Origin of the sequence: Nonlabens spongiae, from assembly GCF_002117125.1 — a bacterium.
Classification (GTDB): Bacteria; Bacteroidota; Bacteroidia; order Flavobacteriales; family Flavobacteriaceae; genus Nonlabens; species Nonlabens spongiae.
This window is the reverse complement of the sequence record NZ_CP019344.1, coordinates 1756784-1773667: the sequence shown is the minus strand read 5'-3', so window position 1 is coordinate 1773667 and position 16884 is coordinate 1756784. Positions and strand designations below refer to the sequence as shown.

The window sequence follows — 16884 nt, the reverse complement described above, 5'->3', positions numbered from 1 at the left end:
TTATGAAAGTAAGAGCGTCAATTAAAAAAAGGAGTGCTGACTGTAAGATTGTTCGTAGAAAAGGTCGTCTTTATGTCATCAACAAGAAAAACCCAAAATTTAAACAAAGACAAGGTTAAGCTATGGCTAGAATTGCAGGGGTAGATATACCAAAAAACAAGAGAGGCGAGATCGCCTTAACTTACATTTACGGTGTAGGTAGAAGTCGTGCTAAAGAAGTTCTAGAATCTACTGGAGTAGGTGTTGACAAGAAAGTGAATGAATGGAATGACGACGAAATAGGTAAGATCCGTAATGCTATAGGTGAGTTTACTATTGAGGGTGAATTGCGTTCTGAGACCCAAATGAATATCAAGAGGTTGATGGACATTGGTTGTTATCGAGGTATACGTCATAGATCTGGACTTCCACTCAGAGGGCAGCGTACCAAGAATAACTCACGTACCAGAAAAGGAAAACGTAAGACTGTTGCTAACAAGAAGAAAGCAACTAAATAATAAGTAAACATTATGGCAAAGTCTAAAACAGTTGCTAAGAAGCGTAAGGTTATAGTTGACAGTACTGGAGAGGCACACATTTCATCTTCATTCAATAATATCCTTATTTCTTTAACTAACAAAAAGGGAGAAGTAATTTCATGGTCGTCTGCAGGAAAGATGGGTTTCAGGGGGTCTAAAAAGAATACTCCTTATGCAGCGCAACTTGCTGCTGAGGATTGTTCAAAAGTTGCACATGAAGCAGGTCTACGTAAAGTTAAGGCTTACGTTAAGGGTCCAGGTAACGGTCGTGAAAGTGCTATAAGAACTATTCATAACTCAGGCATCGAAGTGACTGAGATTATAGATGTTACCCCTTTACCACACAATGGGTGTCGTCCACCTAAACGAAGAAGAGTATAATCAATTTTAACTTTGCGGTTACCAGACTATCGAAGGATATTGACCTGAATTCATAGTACACCGTATCAAATTTTTATAAATGGCTAGATATAGAGGTCCTAAGGCAAAAATAGCTCGTAGATTTAGAGAGCCTATTTTTGGCCCTAGTAAAGCGCTGGAGAAGAAAAATTATCCTCCAGGAATGCACGGTAACGCCCGTCGCCGTGGAAAAGAGTCTGAATATGCTGTTCAGCTCAAAGAGAAACAAAAGGCAAAATATACTTATGGTATTCTTGAGCGTCAATTTAGATTGATGTTTGAAAAAGCTGTAAGAAGTACTGGAATTACTGGTGAAGTTCTTCTAGGTCTTTGTGAATCACGTTTGGACAATGTGGTTTATCGCATGGGATTAGCTCGTACTCGACGCGGAGCACGTCAACTAGTTTCTCACCGTCACATTACTGTTAATGGTGAGTTAGTAAATATCCCATCTTATCAATTGAAACCTGGTGATGAAGTGTCTGTAAGGGAAAAGTCGAAGTCACTTACTGCGATTGATGATGCACTTAGTTCTAACGATAAGGTTTATGACTATATAACTTTCAACAAAGCTTCCATGTCTGGAACTTTTGTTTCAGTTCCTGAGAGAATTCAGATTCCTGAAAATATTAAGGAGCAGTTGATCGTAGAATTGTACTCTAAATAATAACCAACAAGAAAGTAATCAAATGGCAATATTAAATTTTCAGAAGCCGGATAAGGTGATCATGATTGATTCAACCGATTTTGAAGGCAAATTCGAATTTAGACCCCTTGAACCAGGCTATGGACTTACTGTTGGTAATGCACTTAGAAGGGTCTTACTTTCTTCGTTAGAAGGTTTCGCAATTACTTCAATCAGAATTGAAGGTGTGGATCATGAGTTCACCACTATCGAAGGTGTCGTTGAAGATGTAACTGAAATCATTCTTAATTTTAAGCAAGTTCGTTTTAGGAGACAGATTGATGAAGTTGACAGTGAAGTAGTAAATGTTTCTTTCTCTGGTAAGGATCAGTTTACTGCTGGTGATCTACAAAGATACATCTCTGGTTTTCAAGTTTTGAATCCAGACATGGTGATTTGCAATACTGAAAAAAGCGTTAACCTTAATCTTGAATTGACTATAGAGAAAGGGAGGGGCTATGTACCGGCAGAGGAGAATAAGAATCCTAGTGCAGCGCTCGGTACTATTGCAATTGACAGCATCTTTACACCTATCAAGAATGTAAAGTACAGCATAGAAAACTACCGTGTCGAGCAGAAAACTGATTATGAAAAATTGGTTTTTGAAATCATAACTGATGGTAGTATTCATCCAAAGCAAGCTTTAACCGAAGCGGCTAAAACCTTAATCCATCACTTCATGTTGTTCTCTGATGAGAGAATAACTCTTGAGGCTGATGAGATTGCTCAGACTGAAACATACGATGAAGAAAGCCTTCACATGAGACAATTGCTTAAAACTAAGCTTGTCGATATGGAACTTTCTGTAAGAGCATTGAATTGTCTTAAAGCTGCTGAAGTAGAAACTTTGGGAGATCTAGTTTCTTTCAATAAAAATGATCTTATGAAGTTCAGAAACTTCGGTAAAAAGTCATTGACTGAGTTGGAGGAATTGGTAAACGTTAAAGGTCTTAATTTCGGAATGGATCTTTCAAAATATAAATTAGACCGTGACTAGGTAAAGCCTAGTTCATAAATAGATTATAATGAGACACGGAAAGAAGGTAAATCATTTAAGTAGAAAGACGGCTCACCGCAAGGCCATGTTGTCAAATATGGCTTGTTCTCTTATCGAGCATAAGCGAATCAATACTACCGTAGCAAAGGCAAAAGCTCTTAAACAATATGTAGAGCCACTTATTACTAAGTCAAAGGAAGATACTACACACAATCGTAGATTAACTTTTGCTAAACTTAGAAGTAAAGAGGCTGTGACAACCTTGTTTAGAGAAGTATCTGCAAAAGTTGCTGATCGTCCTGGTGGTTATACTCGTATTATTAAATTGGGTAATAGACTTGGTGATAATGCTGATATGGCTATGATTGAGTTGGTAGACTTTAACGAGCTATACAGCGTGGGTGAGAAGAAAAAATCTGGATCAACACGTAGAAGCAGACGTAGTCGTTCTAAAAAGGCAGCACAGACAAATACTGAAAACACAAATGAAGAAGAATAAAATCTTCATTTCATCTTTATTTAGAGGATCAATGTTCTTGCATTGATCCTTTTTTTTATCGTTATTTTTGATTCTGAATTATGGCATATATAGATAAAAAAGCCGCGGTTGTCATCCTAAATGATGGAGCCACGTTTTATGGAAAGGCAGTTGGGTTAGGGGGTACCGCTACTGGAGAAATTTGTTTCAACACCGGTACAACGGGATATCAAGAAATCTTTACCGATCCCTCCTATTTTGGGCAGATTATGGTTACTACAAATGCTCACATCGGTAATTACGGGACTTCAATCGAAGAAAGTGAATCGTCAGGTGTTACGATTTCCGCATTGGTCTGCAAAAATTTTTCTGAAACCTTTAGCCGTTCACTAGCTGATGAAGATTTACTGAGTTACTTATCTAAAAATAATTTGGTAATTATAACTGACGTTGACACGAGAGCTTTAGTTGCTTACATACGCGAGAATGGTGCTCAGAATGCTATTGTTTCTACTCAAGTCAATGACCTTCCAGCTTTGCATCAACAATTGAAGGATGTTCCAAGTATGAAGGGGTTAGAGCTTGCTTCACAAGTGAGTTGTAAAGAGCCTTATTTTTTTGGAGATCCATCGGCCAAATATAAAGTGGCAGCTTTGGATCTTGGTATTAAAACCAATATTCTTAAAAACCTTGCAAAACGTGATGTGTACATCAAAGTCTTTCCGTACAATACAAGTTTTGAAGAGATGAAGATGTTTGAGCCAGATGGATATTTTATTTCAAATGGACCAGGTGATCCACAACCTTTGACTGATGCTATTTTGACAGCTCAAAATATTATCGCTGCTCGAGAACCTCTGTTTGGGATTTGTTTAGGGCATCAAGTTATTGCCTTAGCTCAAGGAATTTCAACGTATAAGATGCACAATGGGCACCGTGGCATCAACCATCCCATTAAAAATATCTTAACCGGGAAGGGTGAGATTACATCACAAAATCATGGTTTTGCAATTAACCGTGAGGAGGCAGAGAAAACCGAAAATGTAGAGGTAACTCACTACCACTTAAATGATGATACCGTTGCTGGAATCAAGTTGAAAAATGCTCCTTGTTTCTCAGTGCAATACCATCCAGAGGCAGGTCCTGGGCCTAATGATGCCACATATTTATTTGACGATTTTATTTCACTAATTAACAATCCAAAGAACTAAAAGTATGAGTACGATTATAGAAGTACATGCTAGACAAATTTTTGATAGCCGTGGAAATCCTACGGTAGAGGTAGATGTTTTGACTTCAAATGGAGTAATGGGACGTGCAGCTGTGCCATCAGGAGCCTCTACCGGTGAGCATGAAGCGGTTGAATTGCGTGATGGAGGTGATTCTTATATGGGTAAAGGAGTGACTAAAGCGGTCGCAAACGTAAATGAAACCATCGCTGAGGAACTTCTGGGCGTATCGGTATTTGAGCAGGCGTTTATCGACAATAAAATGATCGAGCTTGACGGTACTTCCAATAAGGCAAAATTAGGAGCAAACGCAATCTTGGGAGTTTCTCTTGCTTGCGCAAAAGCTGCTGCTGCAGAACTGGGTCAACCACTTTACAAATACATCGGTGGGATGAGTGCTTCAACACTACCTGTTCCCATGATGAACATTATAAATGGTGGATCACATTCAGATGCACCCATCGCATTTCAAGAATTTATGGTCATGCCGGTAGAAGCTGAAAGTTTCTCACATGCATTGCAAATGGGGACAGAGATTTTCCACCATCTCAAAAAAGCATTGCATGATCGAGGTTTGAGCACTGCAGTAGGTGATGAGGGTGGTTTTGCTCCTGCCCTTGATGGTACTGAAGATGCTTTGGACACAATTTTATTAGCTACTAAAAATGCAGGTTACAATCCTGGAAAGGATGTGATGATAGCGCTAGATTGTGCAGCTGCAGAGTTTTATGTAGATGGTAAGTATGATTATACAAAGTTTGAAGGGGACAAAGGACAAGTAAGATCTTCTCAAGAACAAGCGCAATACCTTGCTGATCTAGTTGAGAAATACCCCATCATTTCTATTGAAGACGGTATGGATGAAAACGACTGGGAAGGTTGGAAACAGCTTACTGATCTTGCCGGTGATAAAGTCCAGCTAGTAGGAGATGACTTATTTGTGACAAATGTAGAGCGCCTGAGTAAAGGAATCGATAACGATATTGCAAACAGTATCTTGATCAAGGTGAACCAGATCGGTACACTTACGGAGACCATCGCAGCGGTAAATATGGCACATAAAGCTGGCTATACATCTGTGATGTCGCACCGTAGTGGAGAAACTGAAGACAACACGATTGCTGATCTAGCCGTAGCTTTAACTACGGGACAGATCAAGACTGGTTCTGCATCTAGATCAGATCGTATGGCAAAATATAATCAGTTACTGCGCATAGAAGAGGAACTAGCTGAAAATGCCTTCTATCCGGGTAGAAAGGCGTTTCAATTTTAGCATGTGATGAGAATTGATGTTGTTTGGCACGCTTTCGCGAAAGCGTAACATTCAATAAATTTTATTCAAATATCATTTTCAGGCCATCTCTATATTTAAGGGGTGGCTTTATTTTTGACAGATGTTTAATACAAACCATCAAATACATCTTTTTCTACAAAAAATTATGCTAAAATCGTAAATCAGGAGCTCCTAAATTATCAAATAAGAAGGCTGTAACGTATTTTCGTAATTGGTTAAAATTTTAGAAATCAAATGGCAGATAAGGCAACTTTAGAGTTCGATGGGAAGAAGTATGAATTTCCTATTATAACTGGAACAGAAGATGAAAAAGGAATAGATATCAAGGCTTTGCGCGGTGTAACGGGCGGTCTCGTGACTCTAGATCCAGGTTATAAAAATACTGGTAGCTGTACAAGTGCGATCACTTTTTTGAATGGAGAAGAAGGGATCTTGCGCTACCGTGGATATTCTATTGAAGATCTTGCAGATAAAGCAGATTTTCTTGAAGTTGCATATTTATTGATTTTTGGAGAGTTGCCTACGGAATCTCAACTGAATAAATTCCATTCAGACATTAAAGAAAATTCTCATGTCGATGAGGATGTGAAGAAAATTTTGGACGGTTTCCCAAAATCTGCCCATCCTATGGGAGTGCTTTCTTCACTGACTAGTGCTCTAATCGCATTCAATCCTTCATCTGTAAATATCGAGAATGAAGATGATATGTATAACGCAATCGTTAAGATCATGGGTAAATTCCCAGTTCTTGTAGCATGGGCGTTGAGAAAACGAACAGGTCAGCCGCTTGATTATGGAGACGACAATCTAGGTTATGTGGAGAACATTTTGCAAATGATGTTCAAAAAGACTAACAAAAATTACGACATCAACCCGGTTGTCGTAAATGCATTAGATAAACTATTAATTCTCCATGCAGACCATGAGCAAAACTGTTCTACCAGTACTGTGCGCATTGTAGGATCTTCTCATGCAGGTCTATATGCAAGTTTAAGTGCTGGAATTAACGCCTTGTGGGGGCCATTGCATGGTGGTGCTAATCAAGCGGTACTGGAAATGCTTGAGGCCATCAAAGAAGATGGTGGTGACACTAAGAAATATATGGCCAAAGCCAAGGATAAAGAGGATCCTTTCCGTTTGATGGGCTTCGGTCACAGAGTGTATAAAAACTTTGACCCACGAGCAAGAATCATCAAAAAAGCTGCTGATGAAGTTTTAGGTGACCTAGGTGTAGAAGATCCTATCCTAGATATTGCTAAAGGTCTCGAGAAAGAAGCGCTAGAAGATTCCTATTTTGTAGATCGCAAATTGTATCCTAACGTAGACTTTTACTCAGGTATTATTTACCGTGCCATGGGAATCCCAGTAGAGATGTTTACAGTAATGTTTGCATTGGGTCGTCTGCCAGGATGGATCGCACAATGGAAAGAAATGCGCGAGAATAAAGAACCTATAGGTAGACCTAGACAAATCTATACAGGAGAAAATCACAGAGCATTTAAAGAAGTTTCTGAGCGATAGAATTTGATAGTAAAAATATATACTTAAACCCTCTGTTTTTCAGGGGGTTTTTTGGTTTGTGTTGTTTCCTTTACTTAAATTTTTCAATGCTTTATAGCAGGTGGAATTTTTATTATTTATACCAGTTACTATTTCACATCCTATAACGTTATCGCTACCTTTGTGGCATGAATAAAATCAATGTTCACGTAAACGATGAGACCTCACGTTTACGTAGCGTTATTCTAGGTACGGCGGCCAGTAATGGGCCCACACCATCGCTAGAAGATGCTTATGATCCTAAAAGTAAATTACACATTAAACAGGGAACTTATCCGCAGATTGTGGATATGGTAGAAGAAATGACTGCTGTCGCTGCCGTGTTTGAAAAATATGACGTTCAGGTTTTTAGACCAAAAACCATAGAAGATTGTAATCAAATTTTCACGCGCGATATAGGTTTTGTAATTGACAATAAGTTCGTTAAATCTAATATTCTTCCCGATCGGGAGAATGAGATTGATGCCATTCAATACGTTATAGACCAGATTGATCCTCAAAATGTAATCAGGCCTCCAGAGGAAGTGCACATTGAAGGTGGGGACGTCATGCTTTATGGTGATCATATTTTTGTAGGTACCTATCGTGGAGCTGATTATGCAGACTACATTATCGCAAGGACTAATCCGGAGGCTATTGAATGGCTTGAAAAAACTTTTCCACAGAAGAAAGTAGTTTCATTCAATTTGAGAAAAGATAATGAAGATCCCTATAGTAATGCCTTGCATTTAGATTGTTGTTTCCAGCCTGTTGGTAAGGATAAATGCATTATTCACAAAAATGGATTTTTGCAGGAGGAGGAATATCATTATCTGGTAGATTTTTTTGGCAAGGAGAATTGTTTTGAGATTACAAAGGAAGAAATGTTTCACATGAATTCTAACATTTTCTCCATTGCTCCAGATGTGGTCATCAGCGAGCGTAATTTCACTAGACTCAACACATGGTTGCGCTCCCACGGCATAACCGTTGAGGAAGTACCTTATGCAGAGATTGCAAAACAAGAAGGACTGCTGCGCTGTTCCACCTTACCTTTGATAAGAGATTGAAAAGTCTTTCTAGTATTAAAGTTATGAAGCAAATTACAGATACCGTTTTTATGGTCCGTCCGGTGCGTTTCCGGTTGAATGAACAGACTGCCGTAAATAATTTTTACCAAGATGAAGATGCTGAGATCAATGATCAAAACAGCAAGGCGCAGAAAGAGTTTGACGCTTTCGCGAAAGCGTTACAATCAAAAGGCATTAACGTCATCATCATAGAAGACGATAACAAACACGATACGCCAGACTCCATATTTCCTAATAACTGGATATCTACGCACGAGAATGGGGACGTCGTTCTCTATCCCATGTTTGCAGAGAATCGTAGACTTGAAAGGAGACCGGAGGTTCTTGACACCCTAGAGGAGCAAGGATTTAAAATAAGCAACGTTTTAGATTACTCCAGCGCAGAGGAAGAGGGTGTTTATCTAGAAGGAACAGGTAGTTTATTGCTGGATCGCCAGAACGAGCTGGCTTATTGCTCTCTTTCAGATCGTGCCCATGAAGAGTTGCTGATAGAATTTTGCGAGGATATGGAATACACTCCCGTAATATTTACTGCAAATCAAAGTGTGGGTGACCAGCGTATGCCTATATATCACACAAATGTGATGATGGCGCTGGGAGAGCAATTTGCTGTAGTTTGTCTCGATAGTGTTGATGATAAAAAAGAACGGAAAAACCTTCTGAGAAACATCAAAGAAAGCGGTAAAGAGGTGATCGCTATTACAGAACAACAAGTAGCCTCTTTTGCAGGTAATATGATGCAGGTTCACAATAATAAAGGAGAACGCTATCTAGTGATGAGTGATCAAGCTTATAGATCTTTAACAGGTGAGCAAATTCAAAAGTTGAGTATTTATAATGAGATCATTCATCCAGACATTACTACAATTGAAACTTTAGGTGGGGGATCTGTAAGGTGTATGATGGCAGAGGTCTTTCTTCCAAAATCTTGATAGTAATTAGTAACATTTAATTAGACTATCAGTCCAATCATTGAATTTTAAACGGGATTATCCCACTTAATTTAGTTTATGAAATATGTATTTTCCTCAGTTCTCGCAATTTTATTGTTGACGGGCTGTAGTTCCACAAAACAGAAAAAAAATGATCTTGCCACGGCAAATCCCATTATGACTTCCATGGATCTTACCATGGTTGTCAATGATAAATTACCGGTCACGATTAACCCAGGTAGATTTACTCAAGATATGGTTACTTATAGATTGCCTAGAGTTGTTCAAGGGACTTATTCTGTGAGTGATTTTGGTAAATATGTGGACGATCTCGTAGCCTATGATTATACTGGGAAAGAGATGGCTGTTAACAGAGCAGATGACAACACATGGACTGTGGCAAATGCCCAAGACTTAGATTACATTACTTATTTAGTAAATGATACATTTGATATCGAGCAAACAGGCGGAATAGGGAATGAGCAGCCATTTTCTCCATCAGGAACGAATATTGAAGATTCAAATTATGTTTTAAACCTTCATGGTTTCATAGGGTATTTTGATTCTCTTAAAAATAACGCATACAACCTAGACGTTACCGCTCCAGCTGATTTTGTGCGTACATCAGCATTGCAAGAGGTGGCAACATCAATGTCTGAAGATGGCTCAAAAATGACAACTAGCTATCGTGCTGATCGTTATTTTGATATTACAGATAATCCTATGATGTATGGGAAGCTCGATGTTGAGGAATTTATGGTAGGAGATATTAAAATCGTCCTAAGCGTTTATTCTCCTAATGGAACTCACACTGCTGCTAGTCAAAAGGATAACATGTTTAAAACCATGCAAGCGCAGAAAGCTTACCTAGGGGACATCAACAGCACAGCTCGTTATGATATCTACCTGTACCTATCAGATGGGTCTGAGACTGCCCCCAAAGGCTTCGGAGCTCTGGAACACCATACATCTACCGTTGTAGTGCTTCCAGAGATGATGGATTCAGAACGATTAGCTTCTAGCATGACAGATGTTGTTGCTCATGAGTTTTTCCACATCGTTACTCCGCTTTCTGTACATTCAGAAGACGTACATTATTTTGATTATAATCAGCCCACCTTCTCAAAGCACTTGTGGATGTATGAAGGTGTTACTGAGTATTTTGCTCAACACTTCCAGGTTGCTGAAGGACTTGTAACTCCAGATGAATTCTATCAGGAGATCATGGGTAAGATCGCTAGTTCCATGAATTATGATGACGCGATGAGTTTTACTACAATGAGTGAAAACATTCTTGAAGAACCTTATAAGGACAATTACATCAACGTGTATTCAAAAGGAGCTTTGATAGGAATGTGCATAGACATCATGATGCGTGAAGAGAGTCATGGAAACCGCAGTATGTTGAGCTTGATGAAAGAGCTTTCTACTAAATATGGAAAGGACAAGCCCTTTGCCGACGATTCCTTGATCGAGGAAATCACTAAAATGACGTATCCATCGATAGGAGAGTTTTTAAGAACTCACGTAGCAGGTGATACACCTATCGACTACGAGAAGTTTTTTAATAAAGCAGGCTTGATGCTGGCTGAAGAAGAAGTGGAGACTACTTATATTTTCGCTGGAGGACAAAACATCATCTTTGATGCAGATCGCGAGCGCCAGTTGATCAAATTCAGCGCTATGGCTCTTGAAAACTCATTCTGGAGAGAGCAGAAAGTTCAGGCAGATGATATAATCCTGAAGATCAACGGCTCAGATCTGAATCTTGCAAACGCTCAAACTGTAATAGGTCAAGTATTTCAATGGAAAGCTGGCGATGAAATTACTTATACCATAGAACGTGATGGCAAGAAGATCGAGAGAAAGGCTACACTTACCACGCCTATGGCAACAAGTAAAAGTTTAGTTGAAGACCCAGATGCAACTGCTGAGCAAATTGCAGTCAGAAAAGCCTGGTTGAATATCTAATTTAGATCAAAATCTATTTGAAAAGGGTCGCAATTTGCGACCCTTTTTTTTAAGGCAAATGTCTAATGGTTTTGGAAATAAAGAGCGTTTAAGTTTGGATACAAATAGCTAAATATGAATTTGATTCGCACGAGCTTAATTATGATCTATTTACTCTTCACAACATTGGCTTCTATTGCTCAGGAAGACGTACTGAAGCCTTTTGTTGAAACAAAATCTGGTGATACTATTTATGTTCTGGGAATCAAAGATCATCACCATTTCTGGCAAAAGGAACGAAGGTATGTCTTAAAGCTTCCAAATGGCGCTAAGAAAAAATTACTGGCTTCAGACATCTCATCGTATGGTAAACTCGAAAATAGACGGCCTATCATCTATAAAATTGTAGAGGTACAACGACCTAGTGGTTCAAGGTATTTAAGGGAAATGGAAATCATAGATCGCGGCAAAATCACCCTATTGCGTGAATGGCACGAAGCAAATTCATGGCTCTATGTGGAGAGTCTGTTCTACACAGGTTATCTGGAAAGCGAGTTTGAGATTAATAATATGTTGACATGCCTGAGCTCTTGCAAACCCCTCAAACTAGAGTTTGATGAAGGAAGTAAGTTCAATTACAAAAATTTGCCTGATCTGATTCTTTTCTTCAACAAACATTGCCCTGATTAGACGAATTTATTTTAAGGGAAGAACAAAGCCTACTCTCAAGTCGAGCGGATTTTATGTCATAAACTTGTGAGTTGAGAAGTTACCGGGATCTTCCGCACATGCAATCTATTTTCAAATCTAGAGGCTGAAGTTTTAATAGGTCGCAGCCATTAAAATGTTTTTCTACATACCTAGAATTTATATCAAACACCTAGTTTGGATCAACGGGTTCATGATTGGTTTTGGAGGGATCGGATGTATTCTTTTTGGTGTAGAGCCTGAATTCAGCAAACTCTTCATATCCTAAATACATGGATAACAGTTCAATCACTTGAGTTTGCTTGATAACAACTATTTGGCCCTCAGTCATCGCATCATTGTAAAGATTGGTCAAAGATCTATAACCGTAGGAAAAACCATTAGAAGTTAAATAATGGGATACCCGCTCAGCCATTTTATACTTCGATATTTTTGTGATATTGGCTTCTCTGAGTTCAGTTTCCGCTTTCGCGAAAGCGTTAACAATCAAAAGCCTATGCGATTCTAGTACCGAGGTTTTCATCGACTAAAAAGTACGGAAAATATCTTCCAATTAGTTTCTGGTAAATTTCTTTCAAATCTCTCAAAACACTTGTTTATTTGTAATCTAAATCTCGTTCATCTGCGCAAATCATAGATATCAAGTAATCGAGGTTTTAGCCGTAAGGCGTCAAGTAAGAAAAACCGCTGGTTGAGAAGTGGCGTTGATTCTTATTTATGACCCTTATCACTTCTCAGGGTTGAGGGAATTAATCTCCCCAACACAATTTAATTTCAATTTCAAAAATCTGATTACTAATCGGACAGCCACGAGTATGTCCATTTAAAAACTATTATTATGAGAAAGCCCTTTATGCTACTAGCGTGCGGACTATTGATGACTACACTTTTTTCATGCACTCCAGAACGAATCACGGAGGAATTAGATGAGCAACATGACAGTTATTCCAATGAAACTTTAATGAGAACGCCTCCGCCAAAAGAAAATTCGGATGAGAATTGATATATACAAAACATAAATAAATATTTCACATCGTATTTTAGGGGAATGATTTCATTGCGATCAACATTCCCCTACTTTTTTTTTCTAATAGGCTCAATATGTCAAGCACAGGGCACTATTTCACACTTAACTAAAATTGAAAACCAAGTCTATGAAACTTCGGAAAGGACGGTAATACTAGATCAATATCAGTTGCTTCTGAAAAGTTTAGATTCCCTTGAAAGAAAACCTGCTAAAAGTATTGATACTGAAATATATTTATGGACAATTAAATCTGCCATAGAATACAAATTAGGCGAGTTGAGGGAAAGTGAAGCAAGTTCTATTAATGTGTTGAAGATGATGGACAGTTCAGAGGAATCGGGCTGGATGAACTTCGCTCGTATAAGAACTTATAATATACTTGGAATTTTAAAAAAAGAATTGGTAGAATATGAGAAGTCTCTGAAGTATTATCGTAAAGTATTAACCTTAACAGACGATCCTGCCTATTTAGCTGGTGTTTATGGTAATATAGGGCTCGTATATACTAAGTTAGAGGAATATAATTTAGCTATTTCTCATTATGAGAAAGCTTTAAATCTTTCAGAAAATCTAGATAAGCCAGAGCTTACAGCTAGATTTTTAGATGATTTAGGTCACGCTGAATCAATGCTTGATCTCTCGAACGCCGAATCTACACTGCTGAATTCTTTGAAAATACGTGATAGTTTGGATTTGAAGGAAGGTGAAATTTACAGTCATTTACATCTTTCAGAACATTACTTTAGAAATGAGGATAAATCCAAGGCTCTTTTTCATTCAGAAAATGCACTCCAAATTGCACAAGAGAGCAAATTGATACCACTTGAATTATCGGCTCTTGAAAATCTCTTAAAACTTGAAGATGAAAGAGCAACTCAAAGATTTGCCTTTCTTAGTGATAGTCTAAAACGCGTGGAGCAGAGCAGCTCCAACAAATTTGCCGAAATACGATACGGTGTTGCATTAAAAGAAAGAGAGGCCGAGCAGTTGAGAACCAAAAATAGATACTATTTCCTGATTTTCTCAACGATTATTATCGTTGTTGTGTTCACCTCTATACTTATTTATAACCGTAGCCGACAACGTAATAAGATTGCTGTTATGAACGAAAGCATAAATACTGAGAAGCGCATCTCGGCAAGAATGCACGACGAGATCGCAAACGACCTTTATCATACTATGCTCGGGCTACAAAAAGTTGTACCAGAAAACGAGAGCCTTTTAAATAATTTAGATCACATCTATAACCGAGTGAGAGACATTTCCCGAGATAATAGCCCGCTAGATCCTGACAGCAATTTCAGTAAGGATTTAGAAGATCTTTTTATTGCTTACAAAAATTCAGAAGTAAATATTTTGACTCTAAATTTAGGAAAAATGGACTGGTCAAAATTAAAGGCTCATGAAAAAACCAATCTTTATCGGGTTTTGCAAGAACTATTGACTAACATGAAAAAGCATAGTGGTGCCACACATGTGGTATTTATGTTTTCTCAAAACGATGATACGATCAAAATTTCCTATCAGGACAATGGCATGGGATCTGATATTTTGAAAGGAAATGGTTTACTCAACATTAAAAACCGTATCAAATCCATCGATGGTTCTGTTACCTTTGAGTCTGAGAAAGGTCACGGCTTTAAAGCCGCGATTATTTTATAAGTATTATGTTTCAAAAAGTTTTGGTTGCAGAGGATTTAGGCAGTATTGGCTTCAGCGTAGTTGAGATGTTAGGTCAAATGGGCGTGACTCAAGTAGATCACGTACTCTTTTGTGATGATGCCTATCAGAAGCTTATGTATGCTCAACAAATCGGTAAACCTTATGACCTTTTTATTTCTGACTTGAGTTTTGGTCCTGATTTTAAAAGTGATGATATCCAAAACGGTATGCACTTGATTAAAAGAATTCGAGAGCAAATGGAAATTAAAACAATTGTATACTCCATTGATAATAATCTACAAAAAGTCCGCATGCTCGTTGATAAATATGAAATCGACGCGTACGTGTCCAAGGGTAGAAAAGGTCCTGAAGAACTAAAAAAAGCTATCAGAATGGTGGAAGAGGATGATGTCTACTACTCAAAGGATGTACTTTCTGCCTTCATAGATCACAGAGACCGTGACATTAATGATTATGACATCAAATTGCTCCAACTCATGTCTGAAGGGAACTCTAAGCAAGAAATCAGTGCGATTTTAAACCAACAGAATATTGAGCCCAATAGTGTGAGTGTAATCGATCGATGTCAGCGAAGACTACTTATGATTTTTGATGCCAAAAATGATGCGCATCTTATTGGGATCGTAAAAGACTTGGGGTTGATTTAATTAAACTGCAGCATTCAAAAATAATTTAAAGGGGGTCATTACGTATCTGCATAGTAAATTTGAGTAATGATTTTATGTAGAATTATAATTGTTTTAGTCTGCCTTTTCTTTAACTCAAACAGTGTTGCTCAAGATGTGATTACTAGGGCAGAAAACATTCAATCAGCCATCCTTAATGCCTCAGATAGATCTGAGATATTGAAATATTACGGAGAGATTATTCAAATTGTAGATTCGCTTGATCATCATGGTAATAATTATATTGATGGAAGAATCTATACGTGGTCAATCAAATCTCACATTGAACATGAATTAGGAGAGGTCCTTCAAAGCGAAGCCAGTTCTATCAGAGCATTAGAGCTTTTGGATAGTGTCGAAAATTCAGATTGGCGCCAACTTGCCAAACTCAAGACCTATAACCAGTTAGGTATGTTGAAAATGAATACGGCCGATCCTGAAAAATCCATTTTATATTATGACAAAGTCGTTGCCTTAACAAACGACCCTATTTATTTAGCGATAGCGTATAGCAACTTAGGTATTTCGTATTACATATTAGGTGAGTATGCTAAAGCATTGCAGTATTTTGAAGATGCCTTAGCTTTAAAAGATTTTTCAAAAAACTTCAGATTAGAAGCTAGAATTTTTCAAGGTATAGGTAGAACTAAATCAGCCATGAACTTACCGGAAGCAGAGTCGATTCTGCTAAAATCCTTGAATTTGAGTGATAGTTTAAATTTTGAAGACCAATTGTACTGGAGTCACCTGCGACTTTCTCAACACTATTTAAAAAACGATAAAATTATTAAAGCAAAGACCCATGGATCTAAGGCTTTGCAGTTTGCAGATAGCATTGGGCTTGTCACACTACAATTAACAGCATTAGAGAATTTATTACACCTTGAGGATGTCGAAACTGCTAATCGCTATGTGATTCTCAAAGATAGTTTAGATAGAGCAAATCAAATCAACTCTAACAAATTCGCCGAAGTCCGTTATGGAGTGGCGCTTAAAGAGCGAGAAGCCCAGCAACTACGTCTGAAAAATGAGTATAACACATTCATCTTTATCGTGGTCACCGTGGTGATCTTGCTCATCTCTCTGCTTTTATATTACAGAATTAGACAGCGCAACAGACTCGCATTAATACAAGAAACGATTAAAACTGAAAACCGTATTTCCAAAAAAAATCATGATGAGATAGCAAACGACCTCTATCATACCATGGTTAAAATGGATAAAGAGCAATTGCAAGATGCCCAGCTCATAAATGAAATGGACTACATCTATCATCGTGTACGGGATATCTCAAATGAGAATAGCCAGATAGATTTAGGGAAAGATTTTTCCATTTCAATTAAGAATCTGCTATTAGATTATAAAAATGATTCTGTAAATATTACTGCTCTGAATCTCAGAACAATAGATTGGGCAGGTCTCACATTAGAAGACCGTACTAATCTGTATCGCGTTCTACAAGAACTCCTGACCAACATGAAAAAGCATAGTCATGCAACTCACGTTGCTTTTTCATTTCAGCAAACCTGCAAGCAGATTAAAATCTCATATCAAGATAATGGTAAAGTTGCTGATTTTAAGAAAGGTAATGGAATCACAAATATGGAAAACCGTATTAATGCTATGAATGGAGCAATTACATTTGAATCAGAGAATGGAAATGGTTTCAAAGCTGTTATAACGATTTGA

The 16884-nt window shown here is 38.0% G+C and carries 17 protein-coding genes; 16 read left to right on the top strand and 1 reads right to left on the bottom strand.

Annotated elements, in window-relative coordinates:
* Window positions 1-2: 2 nt before the first annotated feature.
* The 13 genes from ykgO to BST97_RS08050 all read left to right on the top strand — a co-directional run bounded on the left by ykgO (window position 3) and on the right by BST97_RS08050 (window position 11802).
* Window positions 3-119, top strand: coding sequence for a type B 50S ribosomal protein L36 (gene ykgO / locus BST97_RS08110; RefSeq protein WP_015361145.1), 117 nt, complete (start codon window positions 3-5; stop codon window positions 117-119).
* Between the two features lie 3 nt (window positions 120-122).
* Entirely contained in the window at window positions 123-497 is a 375-nt protein-coding gene (gene rpsM, locus BST97_RS08105; RefSeq protein ID WP_085766764.1) for a 30S ribosomal protein S13, read from the top strand.
* Window positions 498-509: 12 nt separating this feature from the next.
* Window positions 510-899, top strand: coding sequence for a 30S ribosomal protein S11 (gene rpsK, locus BST97_RS08100; RefSeq protein WP_085766763.1), 390 nt, complete (start codon window positions 510-512; stop codon window positions 897-899).
* A gap of 79 nt (window positions 900-978) precedes the next feature.
* Window positions 979-1584 (top strand): 30S ribosomal protein S4, encoded by a 606-nt coding sequence (gene rpsD, locus BST97_RS08095; RefSeq protein ID WP_085766762.1) that lies wholly within the window; start codon window positions 979-981, stop codon window positions 1582-1584.
* A gap of 22 nt (window positions 1585-1606) precedes the next feature.
* Window positions 1607-2599: a DNA-directed RNA polymerase subunit alpha gene (locus BST97_RS08090; protein WP_085766761.1), complete on the top strand. Its 993-nt coding sequence runs from the start codon at window positions 1607-1609 to the stop codon at window positions 2597-2599.
* A 28-nt stretch (window positions 2600-2627) separates the two neighbouring features.
* Window positions 2628-3098 (top strand): 50S ribosomal protein L17, encoded by a 471-nt coding sequence (rplQ, locus tag BST97_RS08085; RefSeq protein ID WP_085766760.1) that lies wholly within the window; start codon window positions 2628-2630, stop codon window positions 3096-3098.
* A gap of 80 nt (window positions 3099-3178) precedes the next feature.
* Window positions 3179-4288 carry a glutamine-hydrolyzing carbamoyl-phosphate synthase small subunit gene (gene carA / locus BST97_RS08080; protein WP_085766759.1) on the top strand — a complete coding sequence of 370 codons (1110 nt, stop codon included), beginning with the start codon at window positions 3179-3181 and terminating at the stop codon, window positions 4286-4288.
* 4 nt (window positions 4289-4292) lie between these two features.
* Entirely contained in the window at window positions 4293-5579 is a 1287-nt protein-coding gene (eno, locus tag BST97_RS08075) for a phosphopyruvate hydratase (protein ID WP_085766758.1), read from the top strand.
* Window positions 5580-5834: 255 nt separating this feature from the next.
* Entirely contained in the window at window positions 5835-7121 is a 1287-nt protein-coding gene (locus BST97_RS08070; RefSeq protein ID WP_085766757.1) for a citrate synthase, read from the top strand.
* 167 nt (window positions 7122-7288) lie between these two features.
* Entirely contained in the window at window positions 7289-8209 is a 921-nt protein-coding gene (locus BST97_RS08065) for a dimethylarginine dimethylaminohydrolase family protein (RefSeq protein ID WP_085766756.1), read from the top strand.
* Window positions 8210-8232: 23 nt separating this feature from the next.
* On the top strand, window positions 8233-9162 hold the full coding sequence (gene ctlX, locus BST97_RS08060; protein ID WP_085766755.1) for a citrulline utilization hydrolase CtlX: 930 nt from the start codon (window positions 8233-8235) through the stop codon (window positions 9160-9162).
* Between the two features lie 78 nt (window positions 9163-9240).
* Window positions 9241-11133, top strand: coding sequence for a M61 family metallopeptidase (locus BST97_RS08055; RefSeq protein WP_085766754.1), 1893 nt, complete (start codon window positions 9241-9243; stop codon window positions 11131-11133).
* A gap of 141 nt (window positions 11134-11274) precedes the next feature.
* Window positions 11275-11802 (top strand): hypothetical protein, encoded by a 528-nt coding sequence (locus tag BST97_RS08050; protein ID WP_085766753.1) that lies wholly within the window; start codon window positions 11275-11277, stop codon window positions 11800-11802.
* A 190-nt stretch (window positions 11803-11992) separates the two neighbouring features.
* Here BST97_RS08050 and BST97_RS08045 read toward each other — a convergent pair whose 3' ends face one another.
* Complete coding sequence (locus BST97_RS08045; RefSeq protein ID WP_085766752.1) at window positions 11993-12343, bottom strand: hypothetical protein; 351 nt, start codon at window positions 12341-12343, stop codon at window positions 11993-11995.
* A gap of 672 nt (window positions 12344-13015) precedes the next feature.
* Here BST97_RS08045 and BST97_RS08040 point away from each other — a divergent pair.
* From BST97_RS08040 to BST97_RS08030, 3 genes are all read left to right on the top strand, one after another.
* A complete protein-coding gene (locus BST97_RS08040) occupies window positions 13016-14509 on the top strand; it encodes a tetratricopeptide repeat-containing sensor histidine kinase (RefSeq protein ID WP_169711554.1) in 1494 nt (497 codons plus the stop codon).
* 5 nt (window positions 14510-14514) lie between these two features.
* Window positions 14515-15177 carry a DNA-binding response regulator gene (locus BST97_RS08035; RefSeq protein WP_085766750.1) on the top strand — a complete coding sequence of 221 codons (663 nt, stop codon included), beginning with the start codon at window positions 14515-14517 and terminating at the stop codon, window positions 15175-15177.
* Between the two features lie 66 nt (window positions 15178-15243).
* Window positions 15244-16884, top strand: a complete 1641-nt coding sequence (locus tag BST97_RS08030) for a tetratricopeptide repeat-containing sensor histidine kinase (protein WP_085766749.1) — start codon at window positions 15244-15246, stop codon at window positions 16882-16884.